The sequence below is a fragment of the Streptomyces koelreuteriae genome (assembly GCF_018604545.1).
GTDB lineage: Bacteria > Actinomycetota > Actinomycetes > Streptomycetales > Streptomycetaceae > Streptomyces > Streptomyces koelreuteriae.
In genome coordinates, this window is the sequence record NZ_CP075896.1 from 6,033,462 (window position 1) to 6,048,229 (window position 14,768).

The window sequence follows — 14,768 nt, forward strand, 5'->3', positions numbered from 1 at the left end:
GGCCTGCCCCCGGTGGGCGGAGGGGGCCTGCCTGCCTCCGGCGGGCGGAGGGAGCGGCGGGGGCGCCTGCCGCCGGGGCGGTGAACGCTCACGCCGGTGCCGCCACCGCCGGGCGGCGAACGGTCACGTCGGTTCCGCATCGCCGGGCGGCGAACCGTGGCGCCGGTGCTGCCACCACCGGGCGGCGAAGGCTCACGCCGGTTCCGCCACCGCCGGGCGGCGAACCGTCACGCCGATTCCGGCACCGCCGGGCGGCGAACCCATAGCGTCGGTTCCGCGACCGCCGGACAGCGAACCCGTCACACCGCTTCCGCCACCGCCGCGCGCGTATCCGCCCTCTCGACATCGAGCGGCAGTTCCGCCGTCACCGCGAATCCGCCCTTGGCCCGAGGCCTCGCCGTCAGCGATCCGCCCGCCACCGCGAGCCGCTCCGTCAGCCCGGTAAGCCCCGTGCCGCCGAGTCCACCGGAACCCCGGGGCCCGCTCACGGCCCCGAGCTCACCACCGACCGCGCCACCCTCAGCAACCACCCCCACCCCGTCATCGACCACAGACACCCGCACCCGCACCCGCTCCCCGTCCACCCCCGCCAGCGCGATGTCGCAACGCTCCGCCCCGCTGTGCCGTACGACGTTCGTGACCGCCTCCCGCACCACCCAGCCCAGCAGGGCCTCGGTCTGCGGTCCGAGCGGTGGGCCGGTGCGGGACACGGTCAGGGCGATGCCCGCCGCCGTCAGGACCGAGTGCGCGCGGTCGAGTTCCGTGTCGAGGCTGCCCTGGCGGTAGCCCGTCACGGCCTCGCGGATCTCCGTCAGGGCCTGGCGGCCCACGGCCTCGATATCCGTGATCTGGGCCAGCGCCGCGTCCAGGTCGCGGGCGGCCAGGCGGCGGGCCGCCTCCGACTTCACGACGATCACCGACATCGTGTGCCCGAGCAGATCGTGCAGGTCCCGGGAGAAACGGAGCCGTTCCTTCTCGACCGCCCGGCGGGCCAGCTCCTCACGGGCGGCGCGCAGCTCCCGTACGGCCTCGGAGAGCCGGATGATCGCGGCCGTCACCATGGCCGAGATCCATGTGGCGTACGCGATGTCGAGGCCGCCCCAGCCGTCGTGGTAGCAGGACACCGCACCCGCCAGCACCGCCACGGCCGTACCGGCGGGCCGCAGATGCGACAGCCGCAAGGCCGCGCCCGTGGCGAGTCCGAGCAGGGGGAAGAACAGCAGCCAGGTGCCGCCGTAGCCCGCGCCGAGCGCGCACGTCACGGCCGCCAGCACCGCGAGCGCCACCCGCGTGGAGAGGGCCTCGCGCTTCTCCCGGTCGAAGGCGCGGAACGCCACGTAGATGTACAGCGAGTTGAACCCGAACAGGCCCAGCCCGCCGATCCACGGGTCCGTCGTCCGGTCCTGGAAGAGGTTGGAGAACGCGCCCATCCCCATCAGCAGCCAGGGCAGCAGCGTGAAACCGCTGGGCGGCGGGCCGGGGCTCTCGGTGTCCGTGGCGTGCCGGCGCCGGTGCTTCCTGGCCTGCCGGGCGGCCGACCGTGTCGCCTCGACGTGGCACCCGACCTTGCTCGTCCAGGACATGTCCCCGCCTCCGCTCGTGGTCATGTCGGTGACGCTACGGATCCGCCGCCCCCGGCGGCAGAGGCGGTTGTACGGAGTCCGGCAGGACGAATGTCACCGGTGTCCGCCCTCCCGGAACCCCGGCATCTGACACGACGTCAGGAGGCTTCACAACTCCGCGGGCCTGGGCTATACAGAGGTCGCAGGACTGGAACGCGTTCCAGTTCGGTCCCAGACGGCCTCGGTGCGGCCGACGGTGCGGACGGCCGTGCCGAGGTCTCTTCCACGGCGATGCCGAGGCCCTTTCCCACGGCGATCAGGAGCCCCATGCCCATCGACGCAGCCAAGGCGCTCGCCGCCGAGCCCCGGACCGGCGAGATCACCTGGGACCACAGGGACGTGCAGCTCTACCACCTCGGCATCGGCGCGGGCACCCCCGCCACCGACCCCGACGAGCTGCGCTACACCCTGGAGTCCCGGCTGCACGTCCTGCCGAGCTTCGCCACGGTCGCGGGCGGCGGAAAGCCCGGGGTGACCGGCGGGCTGTCCATGCCCGGCATCGAGGTCGACCTCGCCCGGGTCCTGCACGGCGGCCAGAGCCTCGTCCTCCACCGGCCCCTCCCGGCGACGGGCACCGCCACCGCCACCAACCGGGTCGCCGCCGTGTACGACAAGGGCAAGGCGGCCGTCCTGGTCCTGCGGACCGAAGTCGGCGACGCCGACGGCCCGTTGTGGACCAACGACGCCCAGATCTTCATCCGGGGCGAGGGCGGCTGGGGCGGCGACCGCGGCCCCTCCGCCCGGCTCGACCCGCCCGCCGGTGAGCCGGACCGGATCGTCGAGCGGCCCGTCCGCGAGGACCAGGCCTTCCTCTACCGCCTCTCCGGCGACTGGAACCCCCTGCACGCCGACCCCGAGTTCGCCAAGGTCGCCGGATTCGAGCGGCCCATCCTGCACGGGCTGTGCACCTACGGCATCACGCTCAAGGCCGTCGTCGACACCCTCCTCGACGGGGATGTGACCCGGGTGCGGACGTACACCACCCGGTTCGCCGGAGTCGTGTACCCGGGGGAGACCCTGCGGATCCGTATGTGGCACCAGCCCGAGTCCACACGCGTGGCCGTCAGCGCCGCCGAGCGGGAGGACGCGCCCGTCCTCGCCGACACCATCGTCGAACACACCTGAGTCCACAACGATGTCGAGTCCAGCACGCCGTACGAGGGGAGCCGCACCATGCGCGCAGCCGTACTGCACGAGATCGGCCAGGACAAACTGGAGGTCCTCGACGACGTCGAGGCGGTGGGGTTCGGACCCGGCAAGGTGCGGATCAGGGTGCGCGCCACGGGGCTGTGCCACTCGGACCTGTCCGCGATGAGCGGGGTGCTGCCGCAGCCCGCGCCGTTCGTGCCCGGGCACGAGGGAGCGGGGGAGATCCTCGAAGTCGGCGAGGGCGTAGGCCACTTGAAGGCCGGTGACCGGGTCGTCGTCTGCTGGCTGCCCGCCTGCGGCGCCTGTCCCGCCTGCAAGCGCGGCCAGACCGAACTGTGCCTCGCCGGGTTCATGAACGCCGGCACGCCCAACTTCAAGCGCCCCGGCGGGGACGTCTTCGGCTTCGCCGGCACCGGCACCTTCACCGAGGAGGTCGTCGTCGACGCCGGCTGCGCGGTGCCGATACCCGACGACGTGCCGTTCGACATCGCCGCGCTCATCGGCTGCGGCGTGACGACCGGGCTGGGCGCCGCGCTCAACACCGCCGACGTGGAGGCCGGTTCGTCGGTCGCCGTCATCGGGTGCGGAGGCGTCGGCATCTCCGTGATCCAGGGCGCCCGGCTGCGGGGCGCCGCCGAGATCGTCGCCGTCGACCCCATCGCCTCCCGCCGAGAGAGCGCGCTCAAGTTCGGCGCCACCAGAGCGATCTCCCCGGACGAACTCCCCGACGCCAAGCAGCAGGTCACCGCCGGTGAGGGCTTCGACTACGTCTTCGAGGTCGTCGGCAAGTCGGCCACGGCACGGACCGCGTACGACACCACCCGGCGCGGCGGCACCCTCGTCGTGGTCGGCGCGGGCGCCATGGACGACTCCCTCCAGCTCAACATGTTCGAGCTGTTCTTCGACGAGAAGCGCATACTCCCCTCCATGTACGGCGGCGGAGACGTCCTGCGCTCCTACGAACGCACCATCGCCCTGTGGCGCGCCGGCCGGGTCGACCTGGCGGGCCTGATCACCCACCGGGTCCCGTTCGCCGACGTCAACGAGGCCCTGGACCAGATGCGGACCGGGACCGCCCTGCGTACCTGCATCGAGATGTGAGGACGTCCACCATGACGCTGCCTCTCCAGGGACTGTCCGCCGTCGTCACGGGCGCGGGCCGCGGGCTAGGCCGGGCCGACGCGCTGGAACTCGCCCGGCTCGGCGCCGCCGTGGTCGTCAACGACTACGGGCAGCCGGGCCGCGACGGCAGCGGCGAGGCCTCCGCCGGGCCCGCCGAGGAGGTCGCCGCCGAGATCCGGGCGACGGGCGGAACCGCCCTCGCGCACACCGGTGACGTCTCCGACTTCCGGCAGGCCGGCGAACTGGTCGAGTCGGCCGTCGCCGCGTTCGGCAAGCTCGACATCCTCGTCAACAACGCGGGCATCCTGCGCGACCGCATGGTGTTCTCGATGGCCGAGGAGGAGTGGGACTCCGTAATCCGGGTGCACCTCAAGGGCCACTTCAACACCACCCGGTACGCCGCCGCCCACTGGCGGGAGCGGTCCAAGCGGGCCGGGGCGCCGGTGTACGGGCGGATCGTGAACACCTCCTCGGAGGCGTTCCTCGCCGGTTCCGCCGGGCAGCCCAACTACGCGGCGGCCAAGGGCGGGATCGTCGGCCTCACCACCTCCACGGCCCTCGCCCTCGGCAAGTACGGCGTGACGGCCAACGCGATCTGTCCCCGCGCCCGCACCCGGATGACCGAGGACGTCTTCGCGGGCGTCGAGGGCGCCTGTGGCACCGGCCTCGACCCGCTCGCCCCCGAGCATGTCGCCCCGCTCGTCGGCTATCTGGCCGCGCCCGCCGCCGCCCGGGTGAACGGGCAGCTCCTCGTGGTGCACGGCGGGATGGTCGCCGTCGTCGAACGACCCCGGGTCGCCGCCAAGTTCGACAGCAAGCAGGACACCTTCACGTACGACGAACTGGACGCCGTCCTCGGGCCGTACTACGCGGACCGGCCGGAGGGGGAGACCTTCGCGGCGGCGGAGGTGCTGGGACTGAAACGCGGCTGAGGAACGCCGAACGGCCCCGCCCGCCATATCAGGGGTGGGGCCGTTCGCTGTTCAGGGCACTGACGTTTCGTCAGGCCGCCGTCTCGGTCTGCTCGGTCTCCGCCACCGGCTTGCGGTGGCGACCGCGCGGAGCCGTCTCGCCGTCGTGCGTGGAGACCTCACCACGGTGCCGGCCGTGGCCGGCGGAAGTCTCCTGGACGTCGTCAGCATGCAACTGGTTCGTGCCGGCGTCGCTCATCGGATGGAATTCACCCCGTCAACATGATCTTTCTTACAGCCGGGCGAGTGTAACCGGCACCCCTCACCCGTGATCCAGGCGGCCACGCCAACCGGCACTAGTTCGTTACATCCGTCCGAGCGGCGCTTGCTGCAGCGGCACCGGTCGAGGGGCGGAGGGGGTCGGAGCAGCCGCTTCCGCTGCCGGTCCCGGTTCAGGGGGATGCCCCGGTGCGGCGGTCGGGCCGGCTGTCCGCGCGCCCGCCTCCTGCCCCGATTCCTCGCCCGGCTCGGGCAACGGCACCGCAGCCCCGGGTGGGCTCACCTGCGCCACGCCGCACGGCACGACCTCCGTCGCGTACGGCAGCCGCAGCACTCCCTCCGGGGTCCACAGGCCGGTGCCCGCCAACCACCCCTCGGGCGCCGGGAGATGGTGCACCCGCCGCTCGGCCGGCCGCCACACGGCGACCCAGCTGCCCGCCGGCCCGTCCACGCGCAACGCCACCGCGCAGCTCTCCGGTGTCAGCACCTGCCCCGGCTGGATCGCGAACGGTGTGACCGCGCAGTCCCGCAACCGCAGGCACTCCGGGAAACGCACCGGCAGGGAACTGCCCAGGACACCCCAGCCCAGCCGGCCATGACCCGGCGACGGCGCGTCCGAGCGGACGATCAGCAGCCCGCTGTCGTGGTCGGCGAGCAGCAGCCGGTCGTCGCTGTAGGCGGTGATCTGCAGCAGGGGCGACACCTGGCCGCCGCACTCCAGATCCACCACGACGGTCTTGGTGGGCCCGCCGGTCTCCCGGTCCAGCGCCAGCAGCCGCCCGGCCGGGTCCAGCCAGACCCCGCCCGAGCAGCGGCCGGGCAACTCGGCCACCTGCTGAGGTCCGGCGGGGCCGCCCGCGATCAGCCACACCGCCGTCGAACGCCGGCCGACCGCCAGGGCGTACGCCCGCTCGCCGCCGGGGGCGGGCGGCAGCAGCCACAGCCGGGCCGCCGTGTCCGGGCACCGGATCGCGCCCAGGGGCAGCTCGCCGGTGCCGGGGCCGGTCGGGTAGAGCAGGGAGAAGGCGTGCCGCCCGGCCACCAGACGGTGGATGAGGACCCGCCCGTCGGCCATCGGCTGCACCTCGGTGCCCGGCTCCTCCGGCTGGTTGCGGGGCAGCGGCACCGCGTACGGCTCGGGGCCGTTCAGGGTCCAGCGCTCCGGGAACCAGGAGTCGCCGGCCGACGCCAGGCGTGCGGCGTAGGCACCGTCGGCGGAGAGCGCGCAGCTCACCGGCCCCGCCCTGTCACCGTCCTCGTGTCCCGCCGAAGGCTCGATCGCACAGGCAGTCATCGTTCGGTCACCTCCAGTGACGAACGTAGTTTTCATGCCACAGGTGGGGAATCCGGGCGCTCCGGCTTCACACATAAGGGTGTTCCAGGAACGATTCGCCTGAGGAAAAGGGTGCATTTGTGCTCGGCGGGGCGACAGGCGGCCGACGGGGCCGGTGTCGGTGGCCGGGGTGGCGGCCGGGACGGTCCCGGCCGCGGTGGCGGTAGCGGTGGCGGTGGCGGTTCAACGCCACAGATCAGACGGGTAGCCTTGCTCCCGTGCCCCGTCTGTCTGAAGTCATCACCGCGCTCGAGAACCTGTGGCCCGCCGAGCGGGCCGAGTCCTGGGACGCGGTCGGCACCGTCGTGGGCGACCCGGACCAGGAGGTCACCCGGGTCCTGTTCGCCGTCGACCCGGTCCAGGAGATCGTCGACGAGGCGGTGAAGCTGGGCGCCGACCTGCTCGTCACCCACCACCCGCTCTATCTGCGCGGCACGACGACCGTCGCGGCGACCCACTTCAAGGGCCGTGTCGTCCACACCCTCATCAAGAACGACATCGCGCTGCACGTCGCCCACACCAACGCCGACACCGCCGACCCGGGTGTCTCCGACGCCCTCGCGGGCGCGCTCGACCTGCGCGTCACCGGACCGCTCGTCCCGGACCCCACCGACCCCGAGGGCCGCCGGGGCCTGGGCCGCGTCTGCGCGCTGGACTCCCCGCTGACCGTCCGCGAGTTCGCCGCCCGTGCCGCCGAGCGACTGCCCGCCACCGCGCAGGGCATCCGCGTCGCCGGCGACCCCGAGGCGGTCGTCCGTACGGTCGCCGTCAGCGGCGGCTCCGGCGACAGCCTCTTCGACCATGTACGCGCGGCGGGTGTCGACGCCTTCCTCACGGCGGACCTGCGGCACCACCCCGCGGCCGAGTTCCTGGCGGATCGCGCCCACAGCCCCCTCGCGCTGCTCGACGCGGCGCACTGGGCCACCGAGTGGCCCTGGTGCGAGCTGGCCGCGAGTCAGCTCGACGAGATCTCCGACCGGCACGGATGGGACCTGCGCGTCCACGTCTCGAAGACGGTCACCGACCCCTGGACCGCGCACGCGGCCTCCACCACTTCTGACCCCCTGGGAGCCCCGAACTGAACGCCGAGCCCGCCGACCAGATCCGACTCCTCGACGTCCAGGACCTCGACGTCCGCCTCCAGCAGCTCGCGCACAAGCGCAAGTCGCTGCCCGAGCACGCCGAGATCGAGTCGCTCGCCAAGGACCACATCCAGCTGCGCGACCTGCTCGTGGCCGCGCAGACCGAGGAGAGCGACACCGCCCGCGAGCAGACCAAGGCCGAGCAGGACGTGGACCAGGTGCGCCAGCGCGCCACCCGCGACCAGCAGCGCCTGGACTCCGGCGCCGTCACCTCCCCCAAGGACCTGGAGAACCTCCAGCGCGAGATCGCCTCCCTCGCCAAGCGGCAGGGCGATCTGGAGGACGTCGTGCTGGAGGTCATGGAGCGCCGGGAGTCCGCGCAGGAGCGGACGGCCGAGCTGACCGAGCGGGTCTCCTCCGTCCAGTCGAAGATCGACGACGCGACCGCCCGCCGGGACGCCGCCTTCGAGCAGCTCGACGGCGACGCCGCCACCGCCACCAAGGAGCGCGAGGTCGTCGCCGGGTCCGTGCCCGCCGATCTGCTCAAGCTCTACGACCGGCTGCGCGCGCAGCAGGGCGGCATCGGCGCGGCGAAGCTGTACGCGCGCAGCTGCCAGGGCTGCCGGCAGGAGCTGGCCCTCACGGAGATCGCCGAGATCCGCAAGGCGGCGCCCGACACGGTGATCCGCTGCGAGAACTGCGGGCGCATCCTGGTGCGCACGTCCGAGTCGGGTCTGTAAGGGCGACAGGGGCGGTGGCCGTGCGGGAGTTCATCGTCGAGGCCGACGGCGGGTCGCGGGGCAACCCGGGGCCCGCGGGCTACGGGGCCGTGGTGAGCGACGCGGCGACGGGGGAGACCCTGCGGGAGGCCGCCGAGTACATCGGCGTCGCCACCAACAACGTCGCCGAGTACCGCGGTCTCCTCGCCGGCCTGCGCGCCGCCCATGAACTGGACCCGGCGGCCACGGTCCACGTCCGGATGGACTCCAAGCTCGTCATCGAGCAGATGTCGGGCCGCTGGAAGATCAAGCACCCCGACATGAAGCCGCTGGCGGCGGAGTCGGCCCGGGTCTTCCCGCCGGGCCGGGTCACGTACGAGTGGATGCCGAGGGAGCAGAACAAGCACGCGGACCGGCTGGCCAACGAGGCGATGGACGCGGGGGCCAGGGGGGAGCAGTGGTCGGAGGCGGCGTCGACGGCTGAGCTGGACGCTGCTCTCGATGCGAAGGCCGACCCCGACGAGCCCGACGCCAGTGCGCAGGACGTCCGAGCCGCAGCCGAGGCCGACGCCCGCTCGGCAGGGGCGAAGGCCGACGCCGACGCCCGTGCCGCCAAAGCCGTTGCCGCGCCCGGCTGGGCACCCGCCGACATGGGCGCCCCCGCCACCTTCGTCCTCCTGCGCCACGGCGAGACCCCTCTCACCCCCCAGAAGCGCTTCTCCGGCAGCGGCGGCACCGACCCCTCCCTCTCCGACGTCGGCCGGGAACAGGCCGAGCGCGCCGCCGCGCTGCTGGCGAGGCGCGGCACCATCCAGGCCGTCGTGTCGTCGCCGCTGGCCAGGACGCGGGAGACCGCCGGTATCGTCGCCGACCGGCTCGGGCTCGACGTGAGTATCGAGGACGGGCTGCGCGAGACCGACTTCGGCGACTGGGAGGGACTCACCTTCGCCGAGGTGCGCGAGCGCCACCCCGAGGACCTGAACGCCTGGCTGGCCTCTCCGGACGTCGAACCCACCGGCGGCGGAGAGAGCTTCGCGGCGACGGGCACCCGGCTCGCCGCCACCCGCGACAAGCTGGTCGCGGCGTACGCGGGCCGCACGGTCCTGCTCGTCACCCACGTGACCCCGATCAAGACGCTGGTCCGGCTCGCCCTCGGCGCCCCTCCGGAGTCCCTGTTCCGCATGGAACTCTCGGCCGCGTCCCTGTCGGTGGTCGCGTACTACGCGGACGGCAACGCCAGCGTCCGCCTCCTCAACGACACGTCCCACCTGCGCTGAGCCCCGCCGCCGCACGGGCCAGCGCCTCGACGCGCCCCCAGTCGCGGGCCGCGACCGCGTCCTGCGGGAGCATCCAACTCCCGCCCACACAGCCGACGTTGGGCAGCGCCAGATAGTCCGGCGCGGAGGCCGGGCCGATCCCGCCCGTCGGGCAGAAGCGGGCCTGCGGCAGCGGCCCGGCGAGCGACTTCAGATACGCCGTACCGCCCGCGGCCTCGGCCGGGAAGAACTTCATCTCCCGCACCCCGCGCTCCAGCAGCGCCACGACCTCCGATGTGGTCGACACCCCCGGCAGGAACGGCACCCCGGACGCCCGCATGGCGTCCAGCAGCAGATCCGTCCAGCCGGGACTGACCAGGAACCGCGCGCCCGCCGCCACCGACTCGTCGACCTGCCCGGGGCTGATCACCGTCCCGGCGCCGACCAGCGCCTGAGGCACCTGCCCCGCGATCTCCCGGATCGCGTCCAGCGCCGCGGGCGTCCGCAGCGTCACCTCGATCGCGGGCAGCCCACCGGCCACCAGCGCCCGCGCCAGCGGTACGGCGTCGCCCGCGTCCTCGATGACGACGACGGGGATGACGGGCGCGAGATCCAGCACGGAGGCGGGCAGGGAGGAGACCATGGCGGTATCCTGCCGCCCCCGCAGCAGCATGCGCAAAGCTCATTGCGCATGCTGCAACGATCGACCTCGGTCGGGTCAGTGCACCTCGTCCACCAGCACATCCAGCGCCCAGGCCTGCCCCGCCTTGGCCGGTGCCTCGGCCTCCACGACGTACCCGAGGTCCCGCAAGGCCGTGACCAGCTCGCCCGGGTCCTTCGGATCGGCCCCGGCGGTCAGCAGACCGCGCACGATCCGCCCCTTGGTCGCCTTGTTGAAATGGCTGACGACCTTCCGCGTCGGCGCGTGCAGCACCCGTACCGACGCCGTGCGCCCGGCGATCTCGCCCTTCGGCTTCCAGGCGGCGGCGTACGCGGCGGACCGCAGATCCAGCACCAGCCCGCCCCCGGCGGCCTCGGGAAGCACCGACGCCATCGCCGTACGCCAGTGCGCGCCCAGCGCCCCGAGCCCCGGCAGCTTCACCCCCATCGAGCACCGGTACGACGGAATCCGGTCCGTCACCCGCACGGCACCCCACAACCCGGAGAACACGAGCAGCGAGCGCGCCGCCCGCCGCTTGGCGGCGGCGTCCAGGGTCGCCAGGCCGAGGGCGTCGTAGAGCACGCCGGTGTAGATCTCCCCGGCCGGCCGCGCCCCCGCCGTCCGCAGCTCCGCGTTCTTCGCGACCTCGCCCCGCAGCCCCTCACTGAGCCCGAGCACCTCGCGCGCCTTGTCCTCGTCGCCGACGCACAGCTCGACCAGCTCGGTGAGGACGGCCTCCCGGGCGTCGGCCAGCCCGGGCAGCGACAGCGACTCCGGCTTCAGCGGGGCACCGCGGCCGGAGGGGGCCTTGCCTTCGGACGGCGGCAGCAGGACAAGCACGCGTACTCCTTCGATCGAACTCCGCCGACAGCGTACGGGGACCGGCGTCGACCTCAGACCCGCGCCCGGCCGAGGGCACGCGCGAGCCCGTCGGCGTCGTCGGCGTGGAAACGGATGACGCCGACCGGGCGCCGACGCCCGAAGAAGCCGACATGAGTGACGGGTTCCGTCAGCTCGACCGTGACGGTGGTCTGGGACCCCACCTCCACATTGAGCTCCCCGTCTGCCGGCTCATGCGTCATCCGCAGCTCGCGCCGCACCGAGGCGATCCGCTCCAGCGGCACCCGCAGATCGACATGGACGTACCGCCGGATCCGCAGCTCACCACCGACCAAATCCAGTACGTGCGGACGTACGACCGACGAGGCGTGCAGCCCGACGACGAAGACGACGCTGTACACGTCCACGAAGAGGAAGACGGCGTGCACGGTCGGCCAGTCCCGCAGCAGCACGGACATCGCCACGGTCTCGACGACACACACGAAGCCGAACCCGAACATCATCGCGCCCTGCCCGCGCGCGTACCCGAACCCCTGACCACCACCCCCGACCCCGTGCGTACGCCGCGCCACCCACAACACGAGACTCACGAGCACCCGCACCTCGTGCCGGACCAGCAGCCGCACGATCCTCATCGTCGCTCCTCGGCGAGCAGTCGCAGGGTCCGGCGGACCGCCTCCGCCTGGGCCGGGGCCAGGTCGTCGTAGAAGGCCCGCATGACACCGTCGTCGTGGTCGAGCTCCCCGACCTCCGGGAACAGCCCCGGGGGAATGCAGCCGGCCAGGGCCCGGGCGGCCCCGTCGACACGCGGATCGTCCGGCTCCGCCCCGGCGAGCGCGTCGAGCAGCGCGTACGCCTCATGGGCCCGCGCCACCGCCTCGGGACTCCCCAGCGCCTCACCCAATGACGACACGAGCTGCTCCCGTGCCTCGTCCGGCATGGCCGTCTCCAGGAAGGCCATGATCTCGCGGTCCTTGGCGGCCATGGGCGACTCCGACAGCCCCGCCGACCCGGCGAACAACGCGGCCAGCTCAGGCGACACCGGCCCTTCGACCGGCACCCCGCCCTCCGCCTCCAACAGAACCCGCAACCGCCCCCGCCGCTCCCGGATCGCCTCCTCCTGCCGCGCCAGATCCTCGTCCAACTCGGTCAGCACCTCGACCAGGTCCTTCCCGGCCTCGTCCGCCAGCACATCCCGCACCTCGGCCAGCCCCAGTCCCAACTCCGTCAGCCGCCGGATCCGCGCCAGCACGACAGCGTGCCGCAGCCCGTACTCCCGATACCCGTTCGCCAGCCGCTCCGGTTCGGGCAGCAGGCCCAGCTGGTGGTAATGCCGCACAGCCCGCGTGGTGACGCCGACGGCGGCGGCGAGTTCTCCGATCCGCATGGGACCAGTGAAGACGTTGACGTTGCGGCAAGGTCAAGCGACCACCATCGAGGGAACGCCTCCCCTTCCCCCGGACGTGATCCACGCCGTGGCCCAGTCTGGTCAGTGATCGTCGGAGAGGAGCATCATCGCCGTGGCGCAGGACCCGTACACCCGGAAGTTGCTGCTGGACTGGTTCGTCGAACTGGACACCCCGGAGGGCTTCCGGGCGGAGCTGGTCGAGGGAGAGTTCGTCCTTACACCGGTGCCGGACGGGCATCACGAGCACTGCATCAGCCGGATCGTGAGGCAGCTCCACCGGCGCTCCGAGTTCGACCTTCAGTTCTCAGGAAACAAGGGTCTGAAGCTGGGGCAGGCGCATGGCCTTCCTCAGGACCACGTGATCCCGGATGGCACGATCGTCGCCCGCGCACCACGGTTCTTCCGAGGGGCGCCCCCTTGGATGCCCTGTGAGGGAGTCACCATGGTGCTGGAGGTGACCTTCACCAGGCCGGATATCGACAGCGAGGTCAAACGCCGTTGTTACGCCCGTGGTGGCATCCCCCTCTACCTGCTCGTCGACCGCGACGCCTCCTCGACAACCCTGTTCAGCGAGCCGGAGAAGGACGACTACCGCCGGCTCTGCACAGCGGCCTTCGGTAGACCCCTCACTCTCCCCGACCCCTTCGCCTTCGGCCTGGACACCACCGACTTCCTCTGATCCTCTGTGAGTCGGGGGTACGACGTGAGCACACAGCACCGCATGCGAGAACAGGCCCGCTGGACCAGGGCACGCCTGGGCCGGGCCGGCCCGCCCCTCGACCTCCTCACCGCCCACTTCGACCAGCATGTCTACGCGCCGCACGCGCACACCGAGTTCACCATCGGTGTCACGGTCGGCGGCTCGGAGGTCATCGCCTATCGCGGCGGGCGGATCCACTCCTACCCCGGCTCGATCGTCGTCCTGGAACCGGGCGAGATGCACACCGGCGGCCCGGCCGCCGCCGACGGCTACGCCTACCAGGCCCTCTACGCCGAGCCGTCCCTCCTCACCGACGGCACCCTCGGCGGCGGGCTCCCGCACTTCCGGGACGCCGTCCTCCACGACCCGGACCTGGCCACCGCCCTCCGCCGCGCCCATACGGACATCAGCACCTGCCCCGACCCCCTGGAGGCTGAGTCCCGGCTGCCCTGGCTGCTCACGGCCCTGGCCCGCCGCCACTCGACAGCGCGGGCGATCGACGACACGGTCCCCGGCGCCGGCCCCATCGCCAGAGCCGTACGCGACCGCCTCGCGGACGAACTGCTGGAACCACCCTCCCTGGCCGACCTCGCCACCGACCTGGGCCTGTCCCGCTACCAACTGCTGCGCGCCTTCCGCACGACCATGGGCGTACCGCCGTACGCCTGGCTCGCCCAGCACCGGGTCACCAAGGCCCGCGGCCTCCTGGAGTCCGGCCTGCGCCCCGCCGAGGTCGCCGGCCTCGTCGGCTTCGCCGACCAGGCGCACCTCACCCGCTGGTTCCGCCGCGTGCTGGGCGTGACCCCGGCGGCATACCGCAACAGCGTTCAAGACACGGCAGGGTGAGACGGCCGAGACTCGCCGCATGACTGCACGCGGCTGGTTCCTGTTCTCCCTGATGGGAGTGGTCTGGGGCGTTCCCTACCTGATGATCAAGGTGGCGGTGGACGCCGTGTCCCCGTCCATGGTGGTGTTCACGCGCTGTGCGCTGGGCGCCGTGCTCCTGCTCCCCTTCGCGATACGCCAGGGCGGTCTCGGTCGTACCGTCCGGGCCCGCTGGAAGCCGATGCTGGCGTTCGCCGTCATCGAGATCGTCGGCCCCTGGTGGACCCTGACCGACGCGGAACGCCACCTCTCCAGCTCGACGGCGGGCCTGCTGATCGCCGGCGTCCCCATCGTGGGCGTGGCCCTGGCCCGCTTCTTCGGCGAGACGGAGCGGCTGGGGACGAGGCGGATGACCGGACTCGGCCTGGGCCTGGCCGGCGTAGGGGTCCTCACGGTCCCGCACCTGACGGGCGGCGACGCGAAGTCCCTGGCCGAGGTACTGGTGACGGTGGTGGGCTACGCGACGGCGCCTCTGATAGCGGCCCGCCACCTGAGGAACGTCCCGACCCTCCAGCTCATCGCCCCCTGCCTGGCCCTGGCGGCACTGGTCTACGCCCCGGCGGCGGCGATGACCTGGCCGTCGACCATGCCCTCCCCCTCGGTCCTGGCCGCGCTGGCGGCCCTGGGCGTCGTCTGCACGGCGATCGCCTTCGTGGCCTTCCTGGAGCTGATCAAGGAGGCGGGCCCGACCCGGGCGACGGTCTTCACGTACGTCAATCCGGCGGTCGCGGTGGCGGCGGGCGCGATCTTCCTGGACGAGCCGCTCACGGCGGGCATCGCGGCGGCGTTCACGCTGATCCT

At 72.8% G+C, this 14,768-nt stretch carries 15 protein-coding genes and 1 pseudogene; 9 read left to right on the forward strand and 7 right to left on the reverse strand.

Annotated features, from left to right (window positions below; translation table 11 throughout):
- Positions 1-299: 299 nt before the first annotated feature.
- A complete protein-coding gene (locus KJK29_RS27190; protein WP_215124479.1) occupies positions 300-1,583 on the reverse strand; it encodes a sensor histidine kinase in 1,284 nt (427 codons plus the stop codon).
- Between the two features lie 306 nt (positions 1,584-1,889).
- On the opposite strand from KJK29_RS27190, the gene KJK29_RS27195 reads away from it, so the two are divergent.
- From KJK29_RS27195 to KJK29_RS27205, 3 genes are read left to right on the forward strand one after another with little or no spacing between them, the layout of a single operon-like run.
- The gene (locus KJK29_RS27195) at positions 1,890-2,747 is read left to right on the forward strand and encodes a MaoC/PaaZ C-terminal domain-containing protein (RefSeq protein WP_215121806.1); all 858 of its coding nucleotides are present in this window, start codon (positions 1,890-1,892) and stop codon (positions 2,745-2,747) included.
- A 48-nt stretch (positions 2,748-2,795) separates the two neighbouring features.
- Complete coding sequence (locus tag KJK29_RS27200; protein WP_215121807.1) at positions 2,796-3,872, forward strand: Zn-dependent alcohol dehydrogenase; 1,077 nt, start codon at positions 2,796-2,798, stop codon at positions 3,870-3,872.
- A gap of 11 nt (positions 3,873-3,883) precedes the next feature.
- Positions 3,884-4,825, forward strand: a complete 942-nt coding sequence (locus KJK29_RS27205) for a 3-oxoacyl-ACP reductase (protein ID WP_215121809.1) — start codon at positions 3,884-3,886, stop codon at positions 4,823-4,825.
- A gap of 70 nt (positions 4,826-4,895) precedes the next feature.
- On the opposite strand, the gene KJK29_RS27210 is transcribed toward KJK29_RS27205, so the two are convergent.
- Together KJK29_RS27210 and KJK29_RS27215 are read right to left on the reverse strand one after the other, a co-directional pair.
- Positions 4,896-5,063 (reverse strand): hypothetical protein, encoded by a 168-nt coding sequence (locus KJK29_RS27210; RefSeq protein ID WP_215121810.1) that lies wholly within the window; start codon positions 5,061-5,063, stop codon positions 4,896-4,898.
- 105 nt (positions 5,064-5,168) lie between these two features.
- Positions 5,169-6,377: a hypothetical protein gene (locus tag KJK29_RS27215; protein WP_215121811.1), complete on the reverse strand. Its 1,209-nt coding sequence runs from the start codon at positions 6,375-6,377 to the stop codon at positions 5,169-5,171.
- Positions 6,378-6,634: 257 nt separating this feature from the next.
- On the opposite strand from KJK29_RS27215, the gene KJK29_RS27220 reads away from it, so the two are divergent.
- Genes KJK29_RS27220 through KJK29_RS27230 form a run of 3 tightly spaced genes read left to right on the forward strand, consistent with a single transcriptional unit; the run spans position 6,635 to position 9,494 of the window.
- Positions 6,635-7,498: a Nif3-like dinuclear metal center hexameric protein gene (locus KJK29_RS27220; protein WP_215121812.1), complete on the forward strand. Its 864-nt coding sequence runs from the start codon at positions 6,635-6,637 to the stop codon at positions 7,496-7,498.
- The gene (locus tag KJK29_RS27225; RefSeq protein WP_215124480.1) at positions 7,495-8,238 is read left to right on the forward strand and encodes a zinc ribbon domain-containing protein; all 744 of its coding nucleotides are present in this window, start codon (positions 7,495-7,497) and stop codon (positions 8,236-8,238) included. Before KJK29_RS27220 ends, KJK29_RS27225 begins: the two co-directional genes overlap by 4 nt.
- 20 nt (positions 8,239-8,258) lie before the next feature.
- Complete coding sequence (locus KJK29_RS27230) at positions 8,259-9,494, forward strand: bifunctional RNase H/acid phosphatase (RefSeq protein ID WP_215121813.1); 1,236 nt, start codon at positions 8,259-8,261, stop codon at positions 9,492-9,494.
- Here the strand turns inward: KJK29_RS27230 and KJK29_RS27235 are convergent.
- From KJK29_RS27235 to KJK29_RS27250, 4 genes are all read right to left on the reverse strand, one after another.
- A complete protein-coding gene (locus KJK29_RS27235; protein WP_215121814.1) occupies positions 9,469-10,116 on the reverse strand; it encodes a bifunctional 4-hydroxy-2-oxoglutarate aldolase/2-dehydro-3-deoxy-phosphogluconate aldolase in 648 nt (215 codons plus the stop codon). The genes KJK29_RS27230 and KJK29_RS27235 overlap by 26 nt on opposite strands.
- Before the next feature lie 75 nt (positions 10,117-10,191).
- The gene (gene yaaA, locus KJK29_RS27240; RefSeq protein ID WP_215121815.1) at positions 10,192-10,974 is read right to left on the reverse strand and encodes a peroxide stress protein YaaA; all 783 of its coding nucleotides are present in this window, start codon (positions 10,972-10,974) and stop codon (positions 10,192-10,194) included.
- A gap of 53 nt (positions 10,975-11,027) precedes the next feature.
- The gene (locus KJK29_RS27245) at positions 11,028-11,609 is read right to left on the reverse strand and encodes a hypothetical protein (RefSeq protein WP_215121816.1); all 582 of its coding nucleotides are present in this window, start codon (positions 11,607-11,609) and stop codon (positions 11,028-11,030) included.
- Positions 11,606-12,361, reverse strand: coding sequence for a MerR family transcriptional regulator (locus tag KJK29_RS27250; protein WP_215121817.1), 756 nt, complete (start codon positions 12,359-12,361; stop codon positions 11,606-11,608). The genes KJK29_RS27245 and KJK29_RS27250 overlap by 4 nt, the downstream gene beginning before the upstream one ends.
- Before the next feature lie 124 nt (positions 12,362-12,485).
- On the opposite strand from KJK29_RS27250, the gene KJK29_RS27255 reads away from it, so the two are divergent.
- From KJK29_RS27255 to KJK29_RS39435, 3 genes and pseudogenes are all read left to right on the forward strand, one after another.
- Positions 12,486-13,061: a Uma2 family endonuclease gene (locus KJK29_RS27255; protein ID WP_215124481.1), complete on the forward strand. Its 576-nt coding sequence runs from the start codon at positions 12,486-12,488 to the stop codon at positions 13,059-13,061.
- Positions 13,062-13,103: 42 nt separating this feature from the next.
- A complete protein-coding gene (locus KJK29_RS27260; RefSeq protein WP_215124482.1) occupies positions 13,104-13,928 on the forward strand; it encodes a helix-turn-helix domain-containing protein in 825 nt (274 codons plus the stop codon).
- 82 nt (positions 13,929-14,010) lie between these two features.
- Positions 14,011-14,727, forward strand: a pseudogene (locus tag KJK29_RS39435) (DMT family transporter); the annotation flags it as partial.
- Between the last annotated feature and the right edge of the window lie 41 nt (positions 14,728-14,768).

What these genes read in the sequence shown, in the direction of transcription:
- KJK29_RS27190 (WP_215124479.1), bottom strand. Translation starts at nt 1,583, where the DNA reads ATGTCCTGGACGAGCAAGGTCGGGTGCCACGTCGAGGCGACACGGTCG.
- KJK29_RS27195 (WP_215121806.1), top strand. Translation starts at nt 1,890, where the DNA reads ATGCCCATCGACGCAGCCAAGGCGCTCGCCGCCGAGCCCCGGACCGGC.
- KJK29_RS27200 (WP_215121807.1), top strand. Translation starts at nt 2,796, where the DNA reads ATGCGCGCAGCCGTACTGCACGAGATCGGCCAGGACAAACTGGAGGTC.
- KJK29_RS27205 (WP_215121809.1), top strand. Translation starts at nt 3,884, where the DNA reads ATGACGCTGCCTCTCCAGGGACTGTCCGCCGTCGTCACGGGCGCGGGC.
- KJK29_RS27210 (WP_215121810.1), bottom strand. Translation starts at nt 5,063, where the DNA reads ATGAGCGACGCCGGCACGAACCAGTTGCATGCTGACGACGTCCAGGAG.
- KJK29_RS27215 (WP_215121811.1), bottom strand. Translation starts at nt 6,377, where the DNA reads ATGACTGCCTGTGCGATCGAGCCTTCGGCGGGACACGAGGACGGTGAC.
- KJK29_RS27235 (WP_215121814.1), bottom strand. Translation starts at nt 10,116, where the DNA reads ATGGTCTCCTCCCTGCCCGCCTCCGTGCTGGATCTCGCGCCCGTCATC.
- KJK29_RS27245 (WP_215121816.1), bottom strand. Translation starts at nt 11,609, where the DNA reads ATGAGGATCGTGCGGCTGCTGGTCCGGCACGAGGTGCGGGTGCTCGTG.
- KJK29_RS27250 (WP_215121817.1), bottom strand. Translation starts at nt 12,361, where the DNA reads ATGCGGATCGGAGAACTCGCCGCCGCCGTCGGCGTCACCACGCGGGCT.
- KJK29_RS27260 (WP_215124482.1), top strand. Translation starts at nt 13,104, where the DNA reads ATGCGAGAACAGGCCCGCTGGACCAGGGCACGCCTGGGCCGGGCCGGC.